Source organism: Mucilaginibacter sp. P19, from assembly GCF_050632265.1.
GTDB classification, from domain to species: Bacteria; Bacteroidota; Bacteroidia; order Sphingobacteriales; family Sphingobacteriaceae; genus Mucilaginibacter; species Mucilaginibacter gossypii.
On sequence record NZ_CP192586.1, the window covers coordinates 2,773,066 to 2,791,366 of the forward strand.

The following is an 18,301-nucleotide window of genomic DNA, read 5'->3' on the forward strand; positions in this document are numbered from 1 at the left end:
TAATTTTGGGGAAATAGGCTGGCGATTTTCATTGGCAATTAAAAATAATTCCAGCCACGTGGCCATAAATGACAAACTTATGATTTGCAAAAATCCCTGCCAGCAACCATTCCGCATAAATTTGTAATACAGGCTACCGCCTGCTACATCATAAAACATTAAACTATGGAATACAGACAATTAGGCGCATCCGGTTTAAGGGTGCCGGTATTAAGTTTCGGCACGGCCACATTTGGCGGTGGTAATGAGTTTTTTAAAGCATGGGGCAATACCCAGGTTGACGAGGCAAAGAAGCTAATAAATATTTGCCTTGATGCAGGTGTTAACTTATTTGATACCGCAAACGTTTATTCGCATGGCATTTCTGAAGAAATATTAGGTAAGGCCCTGGAAGGCATCCGCAATGAAGTGCTGATTTCAACCAAAGCCACGTTTACTATGGGGCAGGGCGTTAATGATTATGGTTCGTCTCGCTATCACCTGATCAAATCGGCCGAAGACAGTCTTCGTCGTTTAAATACCGATAGAATAGATATTTATCATATGCACGGCTTTGATGCGAACACCCCGGTTGAAGAAACATTAAGGGCACTTGATGATTTGGTTACCAGCGGTAAAGTGCGTTATATAGCCTGCTCCAATTTTTCGGGCTGGCATTTAATGAAATCACTGTCGGTGTCTGAAAGATATGGGTGGAGCCGTTATGTAGCCCATCAGGCATATTATTCGTTGCTTAACCGCGAGTTTGAATGGGAACTGATGCCATTAGGTATTGATCAGAAGGTAAGCACTATTGTTTGGAGCCCGCTATCATCCGGCCAGCTAAGCGGCAAATTCAGGAGGGGAGAGCCAATCCCCGAAAACTCGAGGACCGTGCAGGGCGGCGCCCATGGCCCGGCTACAAATTTTGATCATTTATACAATATTGTTGACGCGCTTGACGAAGTTGCTGAAGAAACCGGTAAATCTGTGGCACAGGTAGCATTGAACTGGTTACTGCAAAGGCCTACTATTGCCAACCTGGTAATTGGCGCACGTAACGAAGAGCAACTTAAGCAAAACCTCGGCGCAATAGGATGGAATTTGACAGTTGAGCAGGTAAAAAAATTGGATGCCGCCAGCGAGGTAGACCCAATATATCCATACTGGCACCAGCGCCAGAATTTAAAGCTGGTGCCGTTGCCGATACAATATTAAAAATCACTAACAGGAAAGCTTACGTAAAACTACGTAAGCTTTCCTGTTAAATCCCGTAACAGTACGCTGTTATAGTTGTAATGATTGCTTTAGCTTTGCTTTTGAAGGTAATGAAATATCCATTATTACGATATCTAAACCTTATCACTATTAAACCTTTCCTTTATGATCAAAAAACAATACCTCAAAGAAATAGCTATATCGGCTACCCAACAAAAAGGCGGTGCCTCAAACAATCAAAAAGAAGTAAGTAAAATTCAAAGCTGGCTTAACCTGTATGCGGTTACCAATCCTTCGGCAGGTACAGCAACAGGCATTGACGGTAGCTTTGGCCCGGGCACCGAAACAGCAGTTAAGAATTTCCAAAAAGCAAAAAACCTGCCGCAAACCGGCATTGTTGACAGCAATGTTTTCGGTGAGTTATGCCAACCCATGATAAAAGCATTTAAAAGCCCGGTAGCAGGTACCGGCTTAAGGGAATTGGTTGTGAATACAGCTATTCAACATTTAGGTAACGCACCATTTGAACTTACCATTAAGGGGCAAAGTAATTGCGGTCCCTGGGTGCGGGCCTATATGGATAATAATGAAGGAACAGAGTGGTTTTGGTGTATGGGGTTTGTACAAACCATCATTGACCAGGCCGCAAGCCAGTTAGGAAAAGATTTTCGTACACTTATGCCGCTAACCTATAGTTGCGATACTGTGGGTACTACCGGCATTAATAAAGGTTTGTTAAGCCGTGTTGCAACAGTAAGGGCTAATCCTGCTGTAGTAAGGCCCGGCGATATTTTCCTGGTTCAGAAAACACCCAACGACTGGGTACATACAGGTATTGTTATTGGCGTGCATGGCGATTTATTTGATACCATTGAGGGAAATACCAATACCGACGGAAGCAGCAACGGCAACGGTGTGTACAAACGTGTACGTAATTTTCAAACCTCAAAGCTCGATGTGTTTTCGATACAACCTCTCGTTTAAAGCATGTTTTGCAAATTAATACTCCCGGAGCCCCTGTAAAGGGGCTTTCTGCTTTAAAAGCTAAAGCTTAGGGCTGAAAGCCTAAAGCCAATTTGCTTGTCAAAATTATTTCACGTTAACGATCTTCGCTTTCAGCCTTAAGCTTTCCGTTCAATTAAGTAACAGTTAAATTACAATTGCTTCATAAAAAAATGGCCGGATAGCTTTAGCCCTTTCCAAAACTTAGCTAATTTGCGGGGCGGTCCGCCGGGGCGCGCTTATCAACCCAATTAACCTGTTTTGAATATGATCAATCGTAGAAAGTTTATTCAATCCACTGCCGTAGCTGGTACAAGTTTCCTGCTTGCGCCGCAACTATCAAAAGCCACCGGATTTTTTAAAGGATCGCCTAATGAAAAAGTAGTATTAGGCATGATGGGCACTAACAGCCGGGGCCTATACCTTGCTCAAAGCTTTGCCAAATTACCCAATATAGAGATCGGTTATATCTGCGATGTTGACGCAAACGTAGTTGCTAAAACGATTGATGCTATCTATAAGCAAACAGGCAAAAAGCCGCAGGGATTAACAGATATCCGCAAAATGCTGGAGATAAAGGATCTCGATGCAGTAGTGGTTGCACCGCCCGATCACTGGCATGCTCCAGCAACTATCATGGCCTGCCAGGCCGGCAAACATGTGTATGTAGAAAAGCCTTGCAGTCATAATCCGCACGAGGGAGAGATGGCTGTTGAAGCAGCAAATAAGTATAAACGACTGGTGCAAATGGGCAGCCAGCGTCGCTCATTCTCTAATGTGCAGGCCATGGTGAAGGAACTGCATGACGGGGTAATCGGTCGTGCTTATTATGCAAAGGGCTGGTACACCAATCATCGTGCAAGCATAGGCAAAGGCAAACAGGTGCCGGTGCCAGCCAATTTAAATTATGATTTATGGCAGGGCCCTGCGCCAAGAAGGCCTTACCAGGATAACCTGATCCATTATAACTGGCACTGGTTTTGGAACTGGGGCACGGGTGAGGCGCTGAATAATGGTACCCATGAGTTGGACGTGATCCGCTGGGGCCTTGGTGTTGATTATCCGAGTAAAGTGGTATCAACAGGCGGCCGCTTCCATTTTAATGACGACTGGCAAACACCCGACACACAAAATATCCTTTACAATTTCCCCAATAATACGGCCGCCGAATGGGAATGCCGCAGTTGCAACGGCTTTGATATTGAAAAATTAAGCAGGGGAGTAGTATTTTATGGCGATAAAGGCACGCTGTTTTATGATAGTGGCAACAGCTATCGGGTTTACGATGGTGATAATAAACTGGTAAAAGAGGTTAAAGACGACACCAAAGTCGACGGCACCAACAAAGTAAGCCCGACGGAGGCACTGGATGGCTTCCACATGAAAAACTTTGTCGATTCGGTAAGAGGAACAGATAAACTGAATTGCCCGATTGAGATCGGTTTCAAATCAACCCTATTGCCGCAATTAGGCAATATCTCATATCGCGTTGATCGTGTATTGCATATCGATCCAAATAATGGTCATATTTTAAATGACCCCGAAGCTCAAAAGCTCTGGCGCAGGGAGTATGAAAAGGGTTGGGAAGTGAAAGTGTAAGCCTCACCCAACCCTCTCCAGAGGAGAGGGCTTTAAAAACTTTTAAAATCTCCCCTTCTGGGGGAGATTTAGAGGGAGCTCATTGCTTCGTTCCTCGCAATGACATATTTTTAATCAAACAAGAAAATATCAAATATGAAAAAAATAATCTACCCTGCAATTATGCTTTTGGCGTCAACGGCATATAGCCCAGTAAGCGCGCAAACCAAACTGTTTGATGGTAAAACTCTTAAAGGCTGGAAAAAGCTTGCCGGCAATGCCGATTATAAAGTAGAAGACGGCGCTATAGTAGGCACTACTGTACTCAACTCGGGCAATTCATTTTTAGTTACCGAAAAGGAATACGGTAATTTTATATTAGAGTTGGATGCAAAAATTGAAAGTGAGTTGAGTAATTCGGGCGTGCAAACCCGCAGCCATTACGACCCGGCCGGTAATAAGGGCAAAGGAAAAGTTTATGGCAGGCAATTTGAAATAGACCCGTCCTCACGCAAATGGACTGGTGGTATTTATGACGAAGGCCGTCGCGATTGGCTTTATCCGCTTGATCTGAACCCTAAAGCCAAAGATGCATTTAAAGTAGGCGAATACAATCACATTAAAATTGAATGTATCGGCAACGAAATGAAGACATGGGTAAATGGTGTCCCTGCAAGCGATGTTGTTGATACTATCGATAGCAAAGGCTTTATAGGTTTACAGGTGCATGCGGTAAGTGAGGAAAAACAGGCAGGCAAAAAGGTATACTTTAAGAATATTAATCTAAAGACCAATAATTTAAAAGCCACCCCTTTTCCAAAGGATGTGTATGTTGTTAACCTTACACCAAACAGCTTAACAGCGGCCGAAAAAGCAAATGGCTGGAAGTTATTATATGATGGCAAAACCAATACCGGCTGGCGCGGTGCAACCCTCAAAGGTTTTCCTGAAAAAGGCTGGGAATATGCTAACGGCACTATGCACGTGCTGCCATCTGCAGGACAAGAAGAATCAGGCGGCGGCGATATCGTAACCAATGATAATTATAGCGCTTTTGACCTGTCGTTTGAGTTTAAGCTTACTCCGGGTGCTAATAGCGGTGTCAAATATTTTGTCACCCTGTCTGAAGTTACCAAAGGGTCGGCTATTGGCTTGGAGTACCAGGTACTTGATGATAAACTGCACCCCGATGCCAAACTTGGCCGCGATGGCGACCGTACATTAGCCTCGTTGTATGACCTTATCAAAGCCAATAAACAAGAACGTTTTGTACACCCGATAGGTGCCTGGAATACTGGTCGTGTGGTAGTATATCCAAACAACCATGTTGAGCACTACCTGAACGGTGTTAAAGTACTGGAATACGAACGCGGTTCAAAAACTTTCCGCGACCTGGTAGCAATCAGTAAGTACAAAATCTGGAAAAACTTTGGCGAAGCCGCTGAAGGGCATTTATTACTACAAGATCATGGCAATGAAGTGTTTTTCAGGAGTATTAAGGTTAAGGAGTTGAAGTAAACAGCACATAATATGCTAAAATCCAGACTTGCGAAGTTTTAAAACTTCGCAAGTCTTCAATCATCGTTACTTTTAAACTATCGTTCCCCCTTTAGGGGGTAGGGGGTTACAACGAGCTTCTCAATCGCACTGTAAACGGCACAGCGAAATGCTCGTGGCAGTTATTCAGCGCAAACTCGGCAGTTTTGCTGCCCATCAATTTAAAATCGGTTGAGATGGTAGTGATGCCGTCAAGAATGATCTCTTTAAGCGCCGTTTCGTTATAGGATATCACGCCAACGTCCTTAGCCACTTTTAAATCGGAGGCGATGATCTTTTTAATAAGTTCAACCAGGTCGTCCTCTGTAAGGCTGATATATACGGTATTTTTCTGTATAGTTTCTGTAGATAACGTTTCAACTATACCGTATTCAAAAGCATACTGCCTGCAAAAATTCAGGAAGCCCTTCATAATCTCTTTAGAGTGATAGGTTTTGCCGGGGAAAATCAGCTTGAGCGTATGGTATTTACTGAGGCTATCCAACATGCTCTTCAACGCCTCATAAACGTCGGTCGCAAAATTCTCATATATAGCAGCAAATTTACCGTTTACACCAGGTACAAGGTTGTCCAGTAAAATCAGCTTGTCTTTAGGGATGGTATTGATAATTTCATGAGCCTTGGTTTCATTATCTAAAAAATGTGGGATAATGATGTATTTGGCATAATCGCTCTGGATACTTTCGGCAATGATCTTTTTAAAAAAGTAAAAATCGTTGTTGTAGATATAAAAATCTATAGCAGCCTGCTCGTCGATAGTAGCAACAAAGGCATCATAAATAATTTTCTTGTGCGCGCTGAGTTTGTTGAACAGTAGGAAGATCTTAAGTGGCTTCTGAAAATCGGTATTGGAAATAAAAAAGCCTTTTCCCGGAACCGAGCTTACTATGCCTTTTTCCTTCAGTTCCTTATAAACGCGCTCAATGGTATTGCGGGAAGTATCCAGTGCATAGCTGAGATCATTGATTGAAGGGAGCATATCATCCTTTACAATCTGCCCGCTTTCAATGGCCCTGATAATAGCATTGGAGAGTTGCAGGTACTTAGGCGTAATGGAATATTCGTCGATTGACAGGATCTTTAAATAATTCTTCACAACACAAATGTAATATTTGACAGCACATCTCGTCTTTTAAACAAGACAGATAAAGACGGTTAAGCTTTGCAAATAAATATTATAATCAAATCAACGAAATCAGCGTGATCAAAAAAATCAACGGTCTTTCTTTTTAAACGCATAATACAAATAGCCCAGCGCCGGCAATATAAACAAGCTACCCACCAATAAACCAATCCCCAGGTCATCGATACTATTGCTATTGGCATGTTCGGTAAGTAAAGACATAGAACTGCCATCCTTAAAAATAACGAACCTCGGGAAGCGCGAAAACCCTACCGATATCAATATCATACACACCTGGAAGGCAGCAAGCACCCTGATCCATTGCCTGTTTCTGCGGTGTGATATAATCAGATAAAGCACTACCAATGAAATGGTTGCAGCAATTACCGAAACTAAGCTTACGGGGTTGCCAAAAATCCAGCTGGCCAGGTGAACGTGCTCAAAATGAGAAGCTAAGAACACCAATGCACCACATATCACGGCGGCTATGTTCATAATCTTTGCCTTACGGATGTAGCGTTTAATTTCGTCAACATCTTCCGTTTCACCAACTATATAAATAGCTGCAAGGAAACCGCATAGTGCCACGGTAAAAAAGCCAACAGATACTGAAAACCAGTTAAACCAGCTAAAGATGTAAGCGTGCAGAAAATCAGTGGCTTTAGGATCAATCTGCCCGGATAGGGCACTGCCTGCAATGATACCCAGGAACAATGGTGTAACAAAACTTGAATAAACGAATATATGCGTATAAAATGCCTGTGTTTTTTCGTCTTTAATGGCGTCATAATTACGGAACGAAAATGCGGTGCCCCGGGCTATTACTCCAAGCAGCATTACCAGTAAGGGAATATGCAGGTAAATGCACATTTCACTATAAATAACCGGAAATCCTACAAAAAGTACTACCACTGTAATGATCAGCCACATGTGATTGGCCTCCCAAATTGGGCCGATAGCCTGGTACATGATATTGCGGGTGCGGTGTTTATTGTCAGTTGATGTAAAAAGCTCGATAATGCCAGCACCGAAGTCAGCTCCGCCCAATAAAAAGTAGAGGGTGATAGCCGCAAAAAGAAAAAGAATTACAATATATAACATCATGGCTGGGCAGTTTTACGGTCATACAATTCAGGCACCATCTGGATTTGCCTTTTTAATAAAAATATAACAGCTACACTCAGCGAAAAATAAATAAAGCTGAACAGGTAAAACGAATATTGGATACCTGGCATTGGCGTAACTGCCTCGCTGGTACGCATAACACCTTGTATGATCCATGGCTGGCGGCCAACCTCGGTCACCGTCCATCCGGCTTCAAGGGCTATAAAACCAAGTGGTGTCGCCCAGATAAAAGTTTTCAGGAACCATGGTTTAGAGAGCAGGTCCTTCTTTTTCCAGAGCTCGTAAAAATAAATGCCCCCCATCAGCATCATCAAAACGCCTATACCCACCATAATCTGGAATGCGTAATGAGTAACAGCCACTGGCGGCTGGTTTTTAACAGGGATTTTATCCAACCCGTTTACCTGTGTTTTAAAATTGTCATGCACTAAAAAGCTTAACAGGCCGGGGATCTCTAAACCGTAATTCACTTTTTTGCAGCGGTATCAGGAATACCACCGATAACCAGCGGTGCGTATTCCTGGGTGTGGAAATAAGCTTCCATTGCGGCCAGTTTTGCAGGCTGGCGTTTAGCTGCGTTTTTGGCTGATAAGTCGCCGCTGAAAGGTTGTAAAATAGCTGCGGCTGCCCCAAAGATGATAGCTATTTTAAACGCCTTAGTATGGAAAGCGATATTCTTTTTACGGTAGATCATGAGCGCATGGATCCCGGCCACTGCAAAACCTGTTGCCGAAAAGGCGGCTATAATCATATGCAATGATTCTGAAAACCAGGCTTTATTGAACATTGCTTTTATGGGATCAATATTGATATACTGTCCGTTCACAAAATCGAAACCGGAAGGGCTGTTCATCCAGGAATTGGCTGACACTACGAGGATACCTGATGCAACGCCGCTTATACCGACAATAACCCCGGCTGTCCAATGTACCCAGTTATTTAATTTGTTCCAGCCATAAAGGAATAAGCCAAGTGCTATAGCTTCGATGAAAAAGGCGACGCCTTCTAACGAAAACGGCATCCCGAAGATCGGTCCGGCGTGTTTCATGAAGCCGGGCCAAAGTAAGCCGAGCTCAAAAGAGAGCATGGTGCCGGATACCGCGCCGGTGGCAAAAAATATGGCCACGCCTTTACTCCAGGCTACAGTGATGTTTTTATAAACCGGGTCCTGGGTTTTGATCCATTTATAATGTGATATCGCCATAAAAACCGGCATCACCATGCCGATACAGGAGTATATGATATGAAAACCTAACGATAAGGCCATTTGGGATCTGGCCGCTAAAAAATCATCCATATGTGTTACACTTAAATAATGGTTGAAATTAAAGCTTAATGTAACAAATCTGTAACTAAATGCTTATCGATATTGAATTTAAAATATGTTTTCTATCCGACGAGTGTTGTATTAATGAGGATAATTTAGTAAAAATTTACAAACACAGTGTTCACTGCTAGAGAGAAACGACAATGCTTTTTACTGGCGCAAGTATGGAGGGCCGACTATTAACGAAAACTATTTGTGCTGCTAAGCCGCGGCACAAGTAGCCTTCACTTTATGCTTGCCCTAGTTAGAGGGGTTAGAGCGAGCTGTTCTTTTTCGTCGATCCCCTTATAATCAACTCAGGCTTAATACTGATAATCTTGGGTTTAACCGAAACCTCGACGTTGGCAATCTCCTGGAAAAACAGGTTGCCAATGGTTTTGCCCATATAAACGCTAAACTGATCTATAGTGGTTATCGATGGACTGGTAATCTCTGTAAAAGCTTCATTAGAGTAACCGCAAATACCTAACTCTGAAGGTACCTTGATATTCATAACATTGGCTACCTCCAAAACACCTAAGGCCGAAAAATCAGACGTAGAGGCAAATATTGCATCCGGCGGGTGGGGGAGGTTAAGCAGCTTACGGGTAGCTTCGGCACCAAGCTCCTTTGTCCATGCATTTTCAACCACCAGTTCGTCAATCACTTTCACCTTATGCGTTTCTAATGCCCTTAGGTACCCGTTTTTTCGCTGGCGAAAAATGTTGAGATTTTGGGGGCCTTCAAGTAAAGCGATACGTTTATAGCCGTTTTCTATCAGGTGCGATACCGCTTCAAATGAAGCCTGTTCGTTGTCGTTGATCACTTTAAGCGTTTCCAGTTCTTCAGCAACACGGTCAAACTGGATCAGCTGAATGCCATGGTCGAGCACATTTTGCAGGTGCTGGTAATCATAGCTATCGGCCGATACCGAGATCACTATACAATCCACATGCTGATTAATGAGCGTATTTACACATTGAATTTCCTTATCATGCACCTCGCCCGACTGACATATGATGAGGTTATATCCTTTTTGATAGGTTGTTTCCTCAATGCCGGCTATCACGTTACTGAAAAAGTTCTGGTTTATCCGCGGCACCACTACGCCAATAGTTTTTGAATGTCCTTTGCGCAGGTTGGAGGCAAGGGTGTTGCGTTTATAATTGAGCTCATCGGCGGTTTTGATAATCAGCTCCCTGGTTTTTTCGTTCACCTGGCTACTGTTATTCAGCGCTCTTGATACGGAAGACGCGGTTATGCCGAGCTTTGCGGCAATGTCATAAATGGTGGTGCGTTTAACTTTCTTCATTATAGCGTGCAAATTGGAAAAAATATTTTACGCAATCGATTGCAATTTTTATTTATTTCTTTATTTTCGTTGCGTTAAGTTACCAATTAATAAATACAACCAAAAAATCATACAAAAATCTGAATAGGCTATGCTGTTATTAGGGATCGATATAGGTACTTCGTCGGTAAAAGTAAGTGTTGTTGACGCCGCAACGCAAAATACAATCGCTTCGGCACAATACCCTGACCAGGAGTCGCCAATTAAAGCCTTGCATCCCGGCTGGGCCGAACAATCTCCCTCAATGTGGTGGGAGCAGGCGCACAAAGCATTGGAGCGCTGTCATGCTAAGGGAGGTTACAACTCAAAAGATATAGCTGCCATTGGTATCGCTTACCAAATGCACGGCCTTGTACTTGTTGATAAAAATCAAAACGTACTTCGTGATAGTATTATATGGTGCGATAGCCGCGCCGTTGAAATTGGCGATAAAGCTTTTGCTACAATTGGCGAAGAACATTGCTTATCTCATCTACTCAATTCGCCGGGCAACTTTACGGCCTCAAAACTGGCCTGGGTAAAAGAGAACGAACCGGAGATCTACAGTAAAATAGATAAGATCATGCTGCCTGGTGATTATATCGCCATGAAGCTTACCGGCGAGATCACCACATCTGTATCGGCATTATCTGAAGGGGTGTTTTTTGATTTCAAAACCAATGGCATCTCCAAAGAGATCATCAATTATTTTGGTTTTGACGAAAGCCTGTTTCCGGTTATTAATCCTGTATTTTCATCGCACGGAAGTTTGCAGGCATCAGTCGCCGAAAAACTGAATTTAAAAGCAGGCATTCCTGTTACCTATAAATCAGGAGATCAGCCCAACAATGCCTTATCGTTAAATGTACTAAATCCCGGCGAAGTAGCTGCTACTGCTGGCACATCGGGCGTTATATATGGAGTAAACGATCAATTGGTTTATGATCAACAATCGCGCATTAACACCTTCGCACACGTTAATTATGCCACCGAACAGAAAAGACTTGGTGTGTTGCTTTGTATTAACGGAACCGGAAGCTTATATCGCTGGGTAAAAAACACGTTCGGTACGGGCTATAGCTATAACCAAATGAATGCCGAAGCTGAAAAAGCCCCTTTGGGCAGCGAAGGCCTACAGGTACTGCCTTTTGGCAATGGTGCCGAGCGTATGTTAAATAATAAGCAGGTAGGCGCGCATTTTCAAAATATCGACCTTAACCTGCATACACCGGCACATATTTTCAGGGCTGTGCAGGAGGGGATAGCCTCGTCGTTTCGTTATGGCTTTGACATTATGCGCGGCAATGGTATGAACCCTACTGTGATCCGTGCGGGCAAAAGCAACCTTTTCCTGAGCGATCTGTTTACCCAAACTTTTGTAAATGCCACAGGCGTTCCTGTCGAGCTCTATAATAACGACGGAAGTGTAGGCGCTGCCTTAGGCGCAGGTATAGGCGCAGGCATCTTCAAATCACCGGCCGAGGCATTCAGCAATATCAAAGCCATTAAACTGGTTGAACCAACAACCGACCAGTTTGAGCCCGTTTACCAGGAGTGGAAAGCCCTTTTAGAAGCGAAACTGAGGTGAAAGGGAAAAGGTTAAAGGCGAAAGGTGTTGCCCGTGTATCCAAATAAATAATTAAACAATTGCCCAATAAAAAAATCACTAATTCAATAACTCACTAATTCAATAATTAAAATGATAGTAACAGGCGAAAAAGAATTTTTCAAAGAAATAGGCCAGATAAAATTTGAAGGTCTTGAATCAGACAACCCGCTGGCGTTTCGCTGGTATGACGCGGACAGGGTGGTGGCAGGCAAAACAATGAAAGACCATTTACGTTTTGCAGGTGCTTACTGGCATTCGTTCTGCGGTAACGGTGCCGATCCGTTTGGCGGTGCTACGCACGTTTTCCCATGGGATGAAAAAGCTGACGCTGTTGAGCGCGCTAAAGACAAAATGGATGCAGCGTTTGAGTTCTTGACCAAAATGAACCTGCCTTACTACTGTTTCCACGACGTTGACGTGGTTGACTATGGCAATGATGTTGCCGAAAATGATCGTCGTTTGCAGGCTTTGGTTGATTATGCCAAACAAAAACAGGCTGCCAGCGGGGTAAAACTGCTTTGGGGTACTGCGAACCTGTTCAGCCACAAACGTTATATGAACGGAGCATCAACCAACCCCGATTTTCATGTATTGGCGCATGCCGGTGCGCAGGTTAAGGCTGCTATGGATGCAACTATTGCATTAGGTGGCGAAAACTATGTTTTCTGGGGTGGTCGCGAAGGTTACATGAGTCTGCTCAACACCAATATGAAACGCGAGCAGGAGCATTTAGCTCGGTTTTTACACGCGTCTAAAGATTACGCGCGCAAACAAGGCTTTAAAGGCACTTTCTTCATCGAGCCTAAACCATGTGAGCCAACCAAGCACCAGTATGATTATGATGCAGCAACCGTACTGGGCTTCTTGCAGAAATACGACCTGATCAATGATTTTAAACTGAACCTTGAAGTTAACCACGCTACTTTAGCAGGCCACACTTTCCAACATGAGCTTCAGGTAGCTGCCGATTCGGGTTTATTAGGTTCGATAGATGCTAACCGCGGTGATTCACAGAATGGCTGGGATACAGACCAGTTCCCGAATGATATCAATGAAGTGACAGAATGTATGCTGATTATTCTTGAAGCAGGCGGCTTCCAGGGTGGTGGTATTAACTTTGATGCCAAGATCCGCCGTAACTCTACTGATCCTGCTGATTTGTTTTATGCACACATTGGTGGTATGGACCTTTTTGCAAGGGCATTGGTAACAGCTGATAATATCCTGCAAAAATCAGAATACAAAAAATTACGTACCGACAGGTATGCGTCATTTGATGCCGGCACCGGGAAAGATTTTGAAGAGGGTAAGGTTTCTTTGGAAGATTTGCGTAACTATGCGATAGCTAACGGCGAACCTAAAGTGACAAGCGGTAAACAAGAATACATCGAAAATTTGATAAATCGATATATATAGTTTATAATTGTCAATCATACATATTAAACCCAAAGACAAACCAAAACAATGAACCTCAAAACCCTTTCAAATGGCGATTATGCTGTTTTCTTTATCTACTTTATAATTGTTGCCAGTTACGGCTGGTGGGTGTATAAGCGTAAACACAACGCCGATGCCACCTCAAAAGACTATTTTTTGGCCGAAGGGTCGTTAACCTGGTGGGCTATCGGAGCATCGCTCATCGCCTCAAATATCTCTGCCGAACAATTTATAGGTACAAGTGGGTCTGCGTTTAAAATGGGCTTAGCCATATCTACTTACGAGTGGATGGCCGCTATCACCCTCATCATTGTGGCGGTTTTCTTTATCCCGGTATATCTTAAAAATAAGATCTTTACCATGCCGCAGTTCCTGCATCAGCGGTATAACGGAACAGTAGCCATGATCATGGCCATATTTTGGCTGTTGCTGTACATTGTGGTTAACTTAATGTCAATCCTTTACCTCGGTGCATTAGCTGTCAGCGGTATTTCAGGTCTTGATATTCACTTGTGTATCTGGCTGTTGGCCATATTCTCGGCAGTTATTACACTGGGCGGTATGAAGGTTATCGGCTATACCGACGTAATCCAGGTAGCGGTATTGATATTGGGTGGTTTAATGGCATCTTACCTTGCACTTACTTTGTTAAGCGAAAAAGAAGGTACAACAGGCTTGCTCAATGGTTTCAAGATCCTGCATAGCGAAGCTACGGATCACTTCCATATGATCTTTAAAAAGGATAATCCAAATTACATGGATCTGCCTGGTTTATCTGTTCTGATAGGCGGCATGTGGATCACTAACCTTAACTATTGGGGCTGTAACCAGTATATTACCCAAAGAGCTTTGGGCGCAAACCTTAAAACCGCCCGTGGCGGTATCCTGTTTGCAGCTTTCCTTAAGTTGCTGATGCCTGTTATTGTGGTGCTGCCTGGTATTGCGGCATACCTTTTATATCAAAAAGGTATGTTCCACCAGGAAATGGCGAGTTCATCCGGAGTTTTGGATCCTAACAAAGCGTATCCATCATTATTAAACTTATTGCCAAGCGGCTTAAAAGGCCTTTCATTCGCTGCGTTAACGGCTGCTATTGTAGCGTCGTTAGCGGGTAAAGCAAACAGTATCGCTACCATCTTTACGTTGGATATTTACAAAAAAGCAATCAATCCTGAAGCTACCGATAAGAAACTGGTTAACCTGGGTAAAATCTCGGTGCTTGTTGCCTTATTGTTAGGTATCCTGTTATCTGAGCTTATTGGTAAAGCATTAATGGGCGAAGGTAAGCAGGGCTTCCAGTATATCCAGGAATATACGGGCTTCGTGTCTCCGGGTATCTTTGCCATGTTTATCCTTGGTTTCTTCTGGAAAAAAGCTACTTCAAATGCGGCTTTATTTGCAACTATTGGCGGTTTCATTTTCTCATGTTTCTTTAAACTTTGTCCAAAGTTTATTGACCTGAGCTTCCTGTCGCCGTATGGCTTCTCAAAATTAGCCTTGCAGGATGATAAAGTAACGAAGTTATATGAAATCCCTTTCCTTGACCGTATGGGTTTTGTATTTATCCTGTGCGTTATCGGTATGTACATTATTTCAAAAATTGACCAGGCCAGGGGCGTTACAACAAACGGCCTCGAAATTGATGGCTCAATGTTTAAAACTTCGAGAGGATTTTTAGCAGGCGCCTTAATTGTAACAGGTATTGTGGTTGCATTGTACTCGATTTTCTGGTAGCAGAAATTTCACCAATAGATAAAAAAGGCGATGGGGTGATAACCTCATCGCCTTTTTGCTTCATAGTAGTTGTTTTTACGTCTCAACGAAAACGTTTGCGTGGATTGTTTAGGCTTATTACTTCCAACTTGCCCGTATGATGTGTAATTTGCCGCTTACAAGTATAAACTACTATACCGCTAACTCCGGTATATATCTGTCAATAACCAATGAAGAATTTTTTAGATCAGGATTTTTTACTTCAAACAAAAACGGCGCAGCGCTTATATCATGAGTTCGCCAGCCATCAGCCCATTATTGATTATCATTGCCACCTGCCGCCAGATCAGATTGCTGATGATATCAATTTTAAAAACATAACCCAGATCTGGCTTTATGGCGATCATTACAAATGGCGCGCTATGCGGGCAAATGGTGTTAATGAAGCCTATATCACAGGTAATAAAACCGACGAAGAAAAGTTTATGCAATGGGCTGCTACGGTTCCTTACACTTTGAGAAACCCGCTATACCATTGGACACACCTTGAATTGCAGCGTTATTTTGGCATAAATGAATTGCTTTCGCCAGCGTCGGCACAAAAAATATATGCCCAGTGCAACGAAAAACTGCAATCGCCGGAGTTCAGCATCCGTAATATTTTAAAAAGTAAAAATGTAGAGGTTGTGGGTACTACTGATGATCCGTTGGATAACCTTAGCCATCATCAGAAACTGAAACAGGATGGATACAGCGTGAAAGTATTGCCGGCCTACCGCCCCGATAAAGCTATGAACGCCGATGACATTGCCGGGCTCAACAAATACATTGACCAACTGGAATCAGTGGCAAATGTATCCATATCTAACATTGATGAATATCTTTCGGCCTTAAAAGCAAGACACGATTACTTCGCCGAAAACGGCTGCAAATTATCAGATCACGGACTGGAGCAAATTTATGCCGAAGATTATACCGACGCAGAGATAGCTACCATCTTTACCAAAATAAGGAACAGCGAAGTGTTGTTGCCTTTGGAAATCCTGAAATTTAAATCGGCCATGTTGTATTACTTTGCCATTTGGGATCATGAAAAAGGCTGGGTACAACAATTCCACCTTGGTGCATTGCGTAATAACAATGCGCGTGCTTTAACCAATCTGGGGCCTGATACCGGCTGGGATTCTATAGGCGATTTTGCACAAGGCAGGGCATTATCCAAATTCCTGAACAGATTGGATACCACTAACCAGTTAGCCAAAACCATTATTTATAACCTTAACCCTGCCGATAACGAGTTGTTTGCTACTATGGTGGGCAACTATAACGACGGTTCGGTAGCCGGCAAAATGCAGTTTGGATCGGCCTGGTGGTTTTTGGATCAAAAAGATGGCATGATCAAGCAATTAAACGCTTTATCAAACATGGGCCTGCTGAGCCGTTTGGTTGGGATGCTTACCGATTCGAGGAGCTTTATGTCATTCCCGAGGCATGAGTATTTCCGCAGGTTGCTTTGTAACTTGTTGGGTGACGACATTGAAAACGGCGAATTACCAAACGATATTGAATGGACAGGAAAGATCGTGAGCGATATTTGCTATTTTAACGCCAAAAACTATTTCAATTTTTAAATGAGCAATATAGAAAATACAAAGGGAAGCATCCTGTCGTTCGGCGAATTATTATTACGCATGTGCCCGGACGGCGAAGGGCAATGGTTAAAAAGCAACAAGCTGCCATTTTTTATGGGTGGTGCCGAGCTTAACGTAGCCAATGCTTTAGCCCTTTGGGAGCAGCCAATAAAATATTTTACCGCTTTGCCTGATAATGCCTTATCCGAACAGATTATCAGTTACCTGGAAAGCAAAAGTATCGACACATCAGCAATACATCATAGTGGTAACAGAATAGGTCTTTATTATCTTACCCGTGGTAAGGATGTAAAGAACAATGCCATTGTATATGACCGTGCAGGCTCGTCCTTTGCCGACCTCAAACCGGGTATGGTTAACTGGGATGTTGTTTTGGAAGGTGTAAGCTGGTTTCATTTCAGTGCGATTTGTCCGGCCTTGAATCAGCTTGCAGCCGATGTTTGCGAAGAAGTTTTACAAGCAGCAAGCAAAAAACATATCACCATATCTGTCGATCTTAATTATCGCCCCAAATTATGGCAGTACGGTAAAAAGCCGGTAGAGATCATGCCGAAACTGGTACAATATGCCGATATCATTATGGGTAATGTTTGGGCCGAAGAAACCATGCTTGGTATTCCCGTTACGCCAGATATGCATGAATCGGGCCAGCAAAGTATTTACCTGAAAGAAGGGCTTTATTCGTCTGAAAGGATCATGGATGCCTACCCGCGCTGCCGGGCTGTTGCCAATACCTTCCGCTTTGATGCAGGCAAAGGCGTTGAATATTATACTTCGCTTTATACAGGTAACCGCTTTTATCACTCCCCAACCTATACTACCGAAACCGTGGTTGACAAAGTTGGCAGCGGCGATTGCTTTATGGCCGGGCTTATTTACGGCTTTTATAACAAGCAAGATCCGCAGCAATTGCTGGACTTTGCAACGGCAGCCGCATTCGAGAAGCTATTTATTGAAGGCGATGCGACCACCAAAAGAGTTGATCAAATTTATAACACAATGAAACAATGAGTAAAAAAGATATAGTACTTGACGCGATATTAAAGCAGGGTACATTACCGCTGTTCTTTTATAAAGACCCGGAAGTAAGCCTGCAAATAACCCGCACGCTTTATAAAGCTGGCATTAGGGTATTTGAATATACCAACCGCGGTGCAGCCGCCCTCGAAAACTTCAAGGTTTTAAAACAAGCCCTTGCAAACGGCGAAATGCCGGGCCTGGAATTAGGTATCGGTACCATCAAAAGTGTTCAGGAAGCTGAAGCTTTTATTGCTGCCGGAGCTGATTTTATCGTATCACCGATTGTTAATCCCGAGGTTGGCAAACTGGCAGCGCAGCACAACTTGTTATGGATTCCTGGCTGTATGACACCAACCGAAATTTACACAGCTCAACAAAACGCGGCTGCGCTGATAAAAATATTCCCGGCCAATATACTGGGGCCTGAGTTTGTATCCTCAATCAGGGATTTGTTTGCCGGTCAGTTGTTCATGCCAACAGGTGGGGTTGATTTGAACCATGACAGCATCAGTACCTGGTTTAAAGCAGGGGTATGCGCCGTGGGCATGGGCAGTAAACTAATCAGCAAAAGCGTACTGGAAAACCAGGAGTACGATAAACTGTATAACGATACCCTGAAGCTGCTTGAAATAGTACAAACCATTAAATAGCC

At 43.3% G+C, this 18,301-nt stretch carries 13 protein-coding genes and 1 pseudogene; 10 read left to right on the forward strand and 4 right to left on the reverse strand.

Features of this window, described 5'->3' with window-relative positions:
* The first annotated feature begins 165 nt into the window (after positions 1-165).
* The 4 genes from ACQ86K_RS13375 (at position 166) to ACQ86K_RS13390 (ending at position 5,295) form a co-directional block, all read left to right on the forward strand.
* Positions 166-1,197, forward strand: coding sequence for an aldo/keto reductase (locus ACQ86K_RS13375; RefSeq protein WP_091164884.1), 1,032 nt, complete (start codon positions 166-168; stop codon positions 1,195-1,197).
* Positions 1,198-1,362: 165 nt separating this feature from the next.
* Positions 1,363-2,181 carry a peptidoglycan-binding domain-containing protein gene (locus ACQ86K_RS13380; RefSeq protein ID WP_091164883.1) on the forward strand — a complete coding sequence of 273 codons (819 nt, stop codon included), beginning with the start codon at positions 1,363-1,365 and terminating at the stop codon, positions 2,179-2,181.
* Between the two features lie 285 nt (positions 2,182-2,466).
* Positions 2,467-3,798: a Gfo/Idh/MocA family protein gene (locus ACQ86K_RS13385; RefSeq protein ID WP_091164881.1), complete on the forward strand. Its 1,332-nt coding sequence runs from the start codon at positions 2,467-2,469 to the stop codon at positions 3,796-3,798.
* Between the two features lie 135 nt (positions 3,799-3,933).
* Positions 3,934-5,295: a 3-keto-disaccharide hydrolase gene (locus tag ACQ86K_RS13390; protein WP_091164879.1), complete on the forward strand. Its 1,362-nt coding sequence runs from the start codon at positions 3,934-3,936 to the stop codon at positions 5,293-5,295.
* Between the two features lie 106 nt (positions 5,296-5,401).
* On the opposite strand, the gene ACQ86K_RS13395 is transcribed toward ACQ86K_RS13390, so the two are convergent.
* From ACQ86K_RS13395 to ACQ86K_RS13410, 4 genes and pseudogenes are all read right to left on the reverse strand, one after another.
* Positions 5,402-6,430, reverse strand: a complete 1,029-nt coding sequence (locus ACQ86K_RS13395; RefSeq protein ID WP_091164877.1) for a GntR family transcriptional regulator — start codon at positions 6,428-6,430, stop codon at positions 5,402-5,404.
* A 117-nt stretch (positions 6,431-6,547) separates the two neighbouring features.
* A complete protein-coding gene (locus tag ACQ86K_RS13400; RefSeq protein WP_369596622.1) occupies positions 6,548-7,561 on the reverse strand; it encodes a cytochrome d ubiquinol oxidase subunit II in 1,014 nt (337 codons plus the stop codon).
* Positions 7,558-8,879, reverse strand: a pseudogene (locus ACQ86K_RS13405) (cytochrome ubiquinol oxidase subunit I). Before ACQ86K_RS13405 ends, ACQ86K_RS13400 begins: the two are co-directional and overlap by 4 nt.
* 283 nt (positions 8,880-9,162) lie before the next feature.
* Positions 9,163-10,200, reverse strand: a complete 1,038-nt coding sequence (locus ACQ86K_RS13410) for a LacI family DNA-binding transcriptional regulator (protein WP_091164875.1) — start codon at positions 10,198-10,200, stop codon at positions 9,163-9,165.
* 130 nt (positions 10,201-10,330) lie between these two features.
* Here ACQ86K_RS13410 and ACQ86K_RS13415 point away from each other — a divergent pair, with 130 nt between their 5' ends.
* The 6 genes from ACQ86K_RS13415 (at position 10,331) to ACQ86K_RS13440 (ending at position 18,299) form a co-directional block, all read left to right on the forward strand.
* Positions 10,331-11,806 (forward strand): xylulokinase, encoded by a 1,476-nt coding sequence (locus ACQ86K_RS13415; RefSeq protein WP_091164861.1) that lies wholly within the window; start codon positions 10,331-10,333, stop codon positions 11,804-11,806.
* Positions 11,807-11,917: 111 nt separating this feature from the next.
* Complete coding sequence (gene xylA / locus ACQ86K_RS13420) at positions 11,918-13,243, forward strand: xylose isomerase (protein ID WP_091164857.1); 1,326 nt, start codon at positions 11,918-11,920, stop codon at positions 13,241-13,243.
* Between the two features lie 48 nt (positions 13,244-13,291).
* Complete coding sequence (locus tag ACQ86K_RS13425) at positions 13,292-14,998, forward strand: sodium/sugar symporter (RefSeq protein ID WP_091164853.1); 1,707 nt, start codon at positions 13,292-13,294, stop codon at positions 14,996-14,998.
* A 209-nt stretch (positions 14,999-15,207) separates the two neighbouring features.
* Complete coding sequence (gene uxaC, locus ACQ86K_RS13430; protein ID WP_091164850.1) at positions 15,208-16,608, forward strand: glucuronate isomerase; 1,401 nt, start codon at positions 15,208-15,210, stop codon at positions 16,606-16,608.
* Complete coding sequence (locus tag ACQ86K_RS13435; protein ID WP_091164849.1) at positions 16,609-17,640, forward strand: sugar kinase; 1,032 nt, start codon at positions 16,609-16,611, stop codon at positions 17,638-17,640. It begins immediately after the preceding gene.
* The gene (locus tag ACQ86K_RS13440) at positions 17,637-18,299 is read left to right on the forward strand and encodes a bifunctional 4-hydroxy-2-oxoglutarate aldolase/2-dehydro-3-deoxy-phosphogluconate aldolase (RefSeq protein ID WP_091164848.1); all 663 of its coding nucleotides are present in this window, start codon (positions 17,637-17,639) and stop codon (positions 18,297-18,299) included. The genes ACQ86K_RS13435 and ACQ86K_RS13440 overlap by 4 nt, the downstream gene beginning before the upstream one ends.
* Positions 18,300-18,301: the final 2 nt, after the last annotated feature.

Bases quoted from the DNA above. Each gene is read 5' to 3' on its own strand.
- ACQ86K_RS13400 (WP_369596622.1), bottom strand. From the start codon at position 7,561: ATGATGTTATATATTGTAATTCTTTTTCTTTTTGCGGCTATCACCCTC.
- uxaC (WP_091164850.1), top strand. From the start codon at position 15,208: ATGAAGAATTTTTTAGATCAGGATTTTTTACTTCAAACAAAAACGGCG.
- ACQ86K_RS13385 (WP_091164881.1), top strand. From the start codon at position 2,467: ATGATCAATCGTAGAAAGTTTATTCAATCCACTGCCGTAGCTGGTACA.
- ACQ86K_RS13380 (WP_091164883.1), top strand. From the start codon at position 1,363: ATGATCAAAAAACAATACCTCAAAGAAATAGCTATATCGGCTACCCAA.
- xylA (WP_091164857.1), top strand. From the start codon at position 11,918: ATGATAGTAACAGGCGAAAAAGAATTTTTCAAAGAAATAGGCCAGATA.
- ACQ86K_RS13390 (WP_091164879.1), top strand. From the start codon at position 3,934: ATGAAAAAAATAATCTACCCTGCAATTATGCTTTTGGCGTCAACGGCA.
- ACQ86K_RS13375 (WP_091164884.1), top strand. From the start codon at position 166: ATGGAATACAGACAATTAGGCGCATCCGGTTTAAGGGTGCCGGTATTA.
- ACQ86K_RS13440 (WP_091164848.1), top strand. From the start codon at position 17,637: ATGAGTAAAAAAGATATAGTACTTGACGCGATATTAAAGCAGGGTACA.
- ACQ86K_RS13425 (WP_091164853.1), top strand. From the start codon at position 13,292: ATGAACCTCAAAACCCTTTCAAATGGCGATTATGCTGTTTTCTTTATC.
- ACQ86K_RS13410 (WP_091164875.1), bottom strand. From the start codon at position 10,200: ATGAAGAAAGTTAAACGCACCACCATTTATGACATTGCCGCAAAGCTC.
- ACQ86K_RS13415 (WP_091164861.1), top strand. From the start codon at position 10,331: ATGCTGTTATTAGGGATCGATATAGGTACTTCGTCGGTAAAAGTAAGT.
- ACQ86K_RS13435 (WP_091164849.1), top strand. From the start codon at position 16,609: ATGAGCAATATAGAAAATACAAAGGGAAGCATCCTGTCGTTCGGCGAA.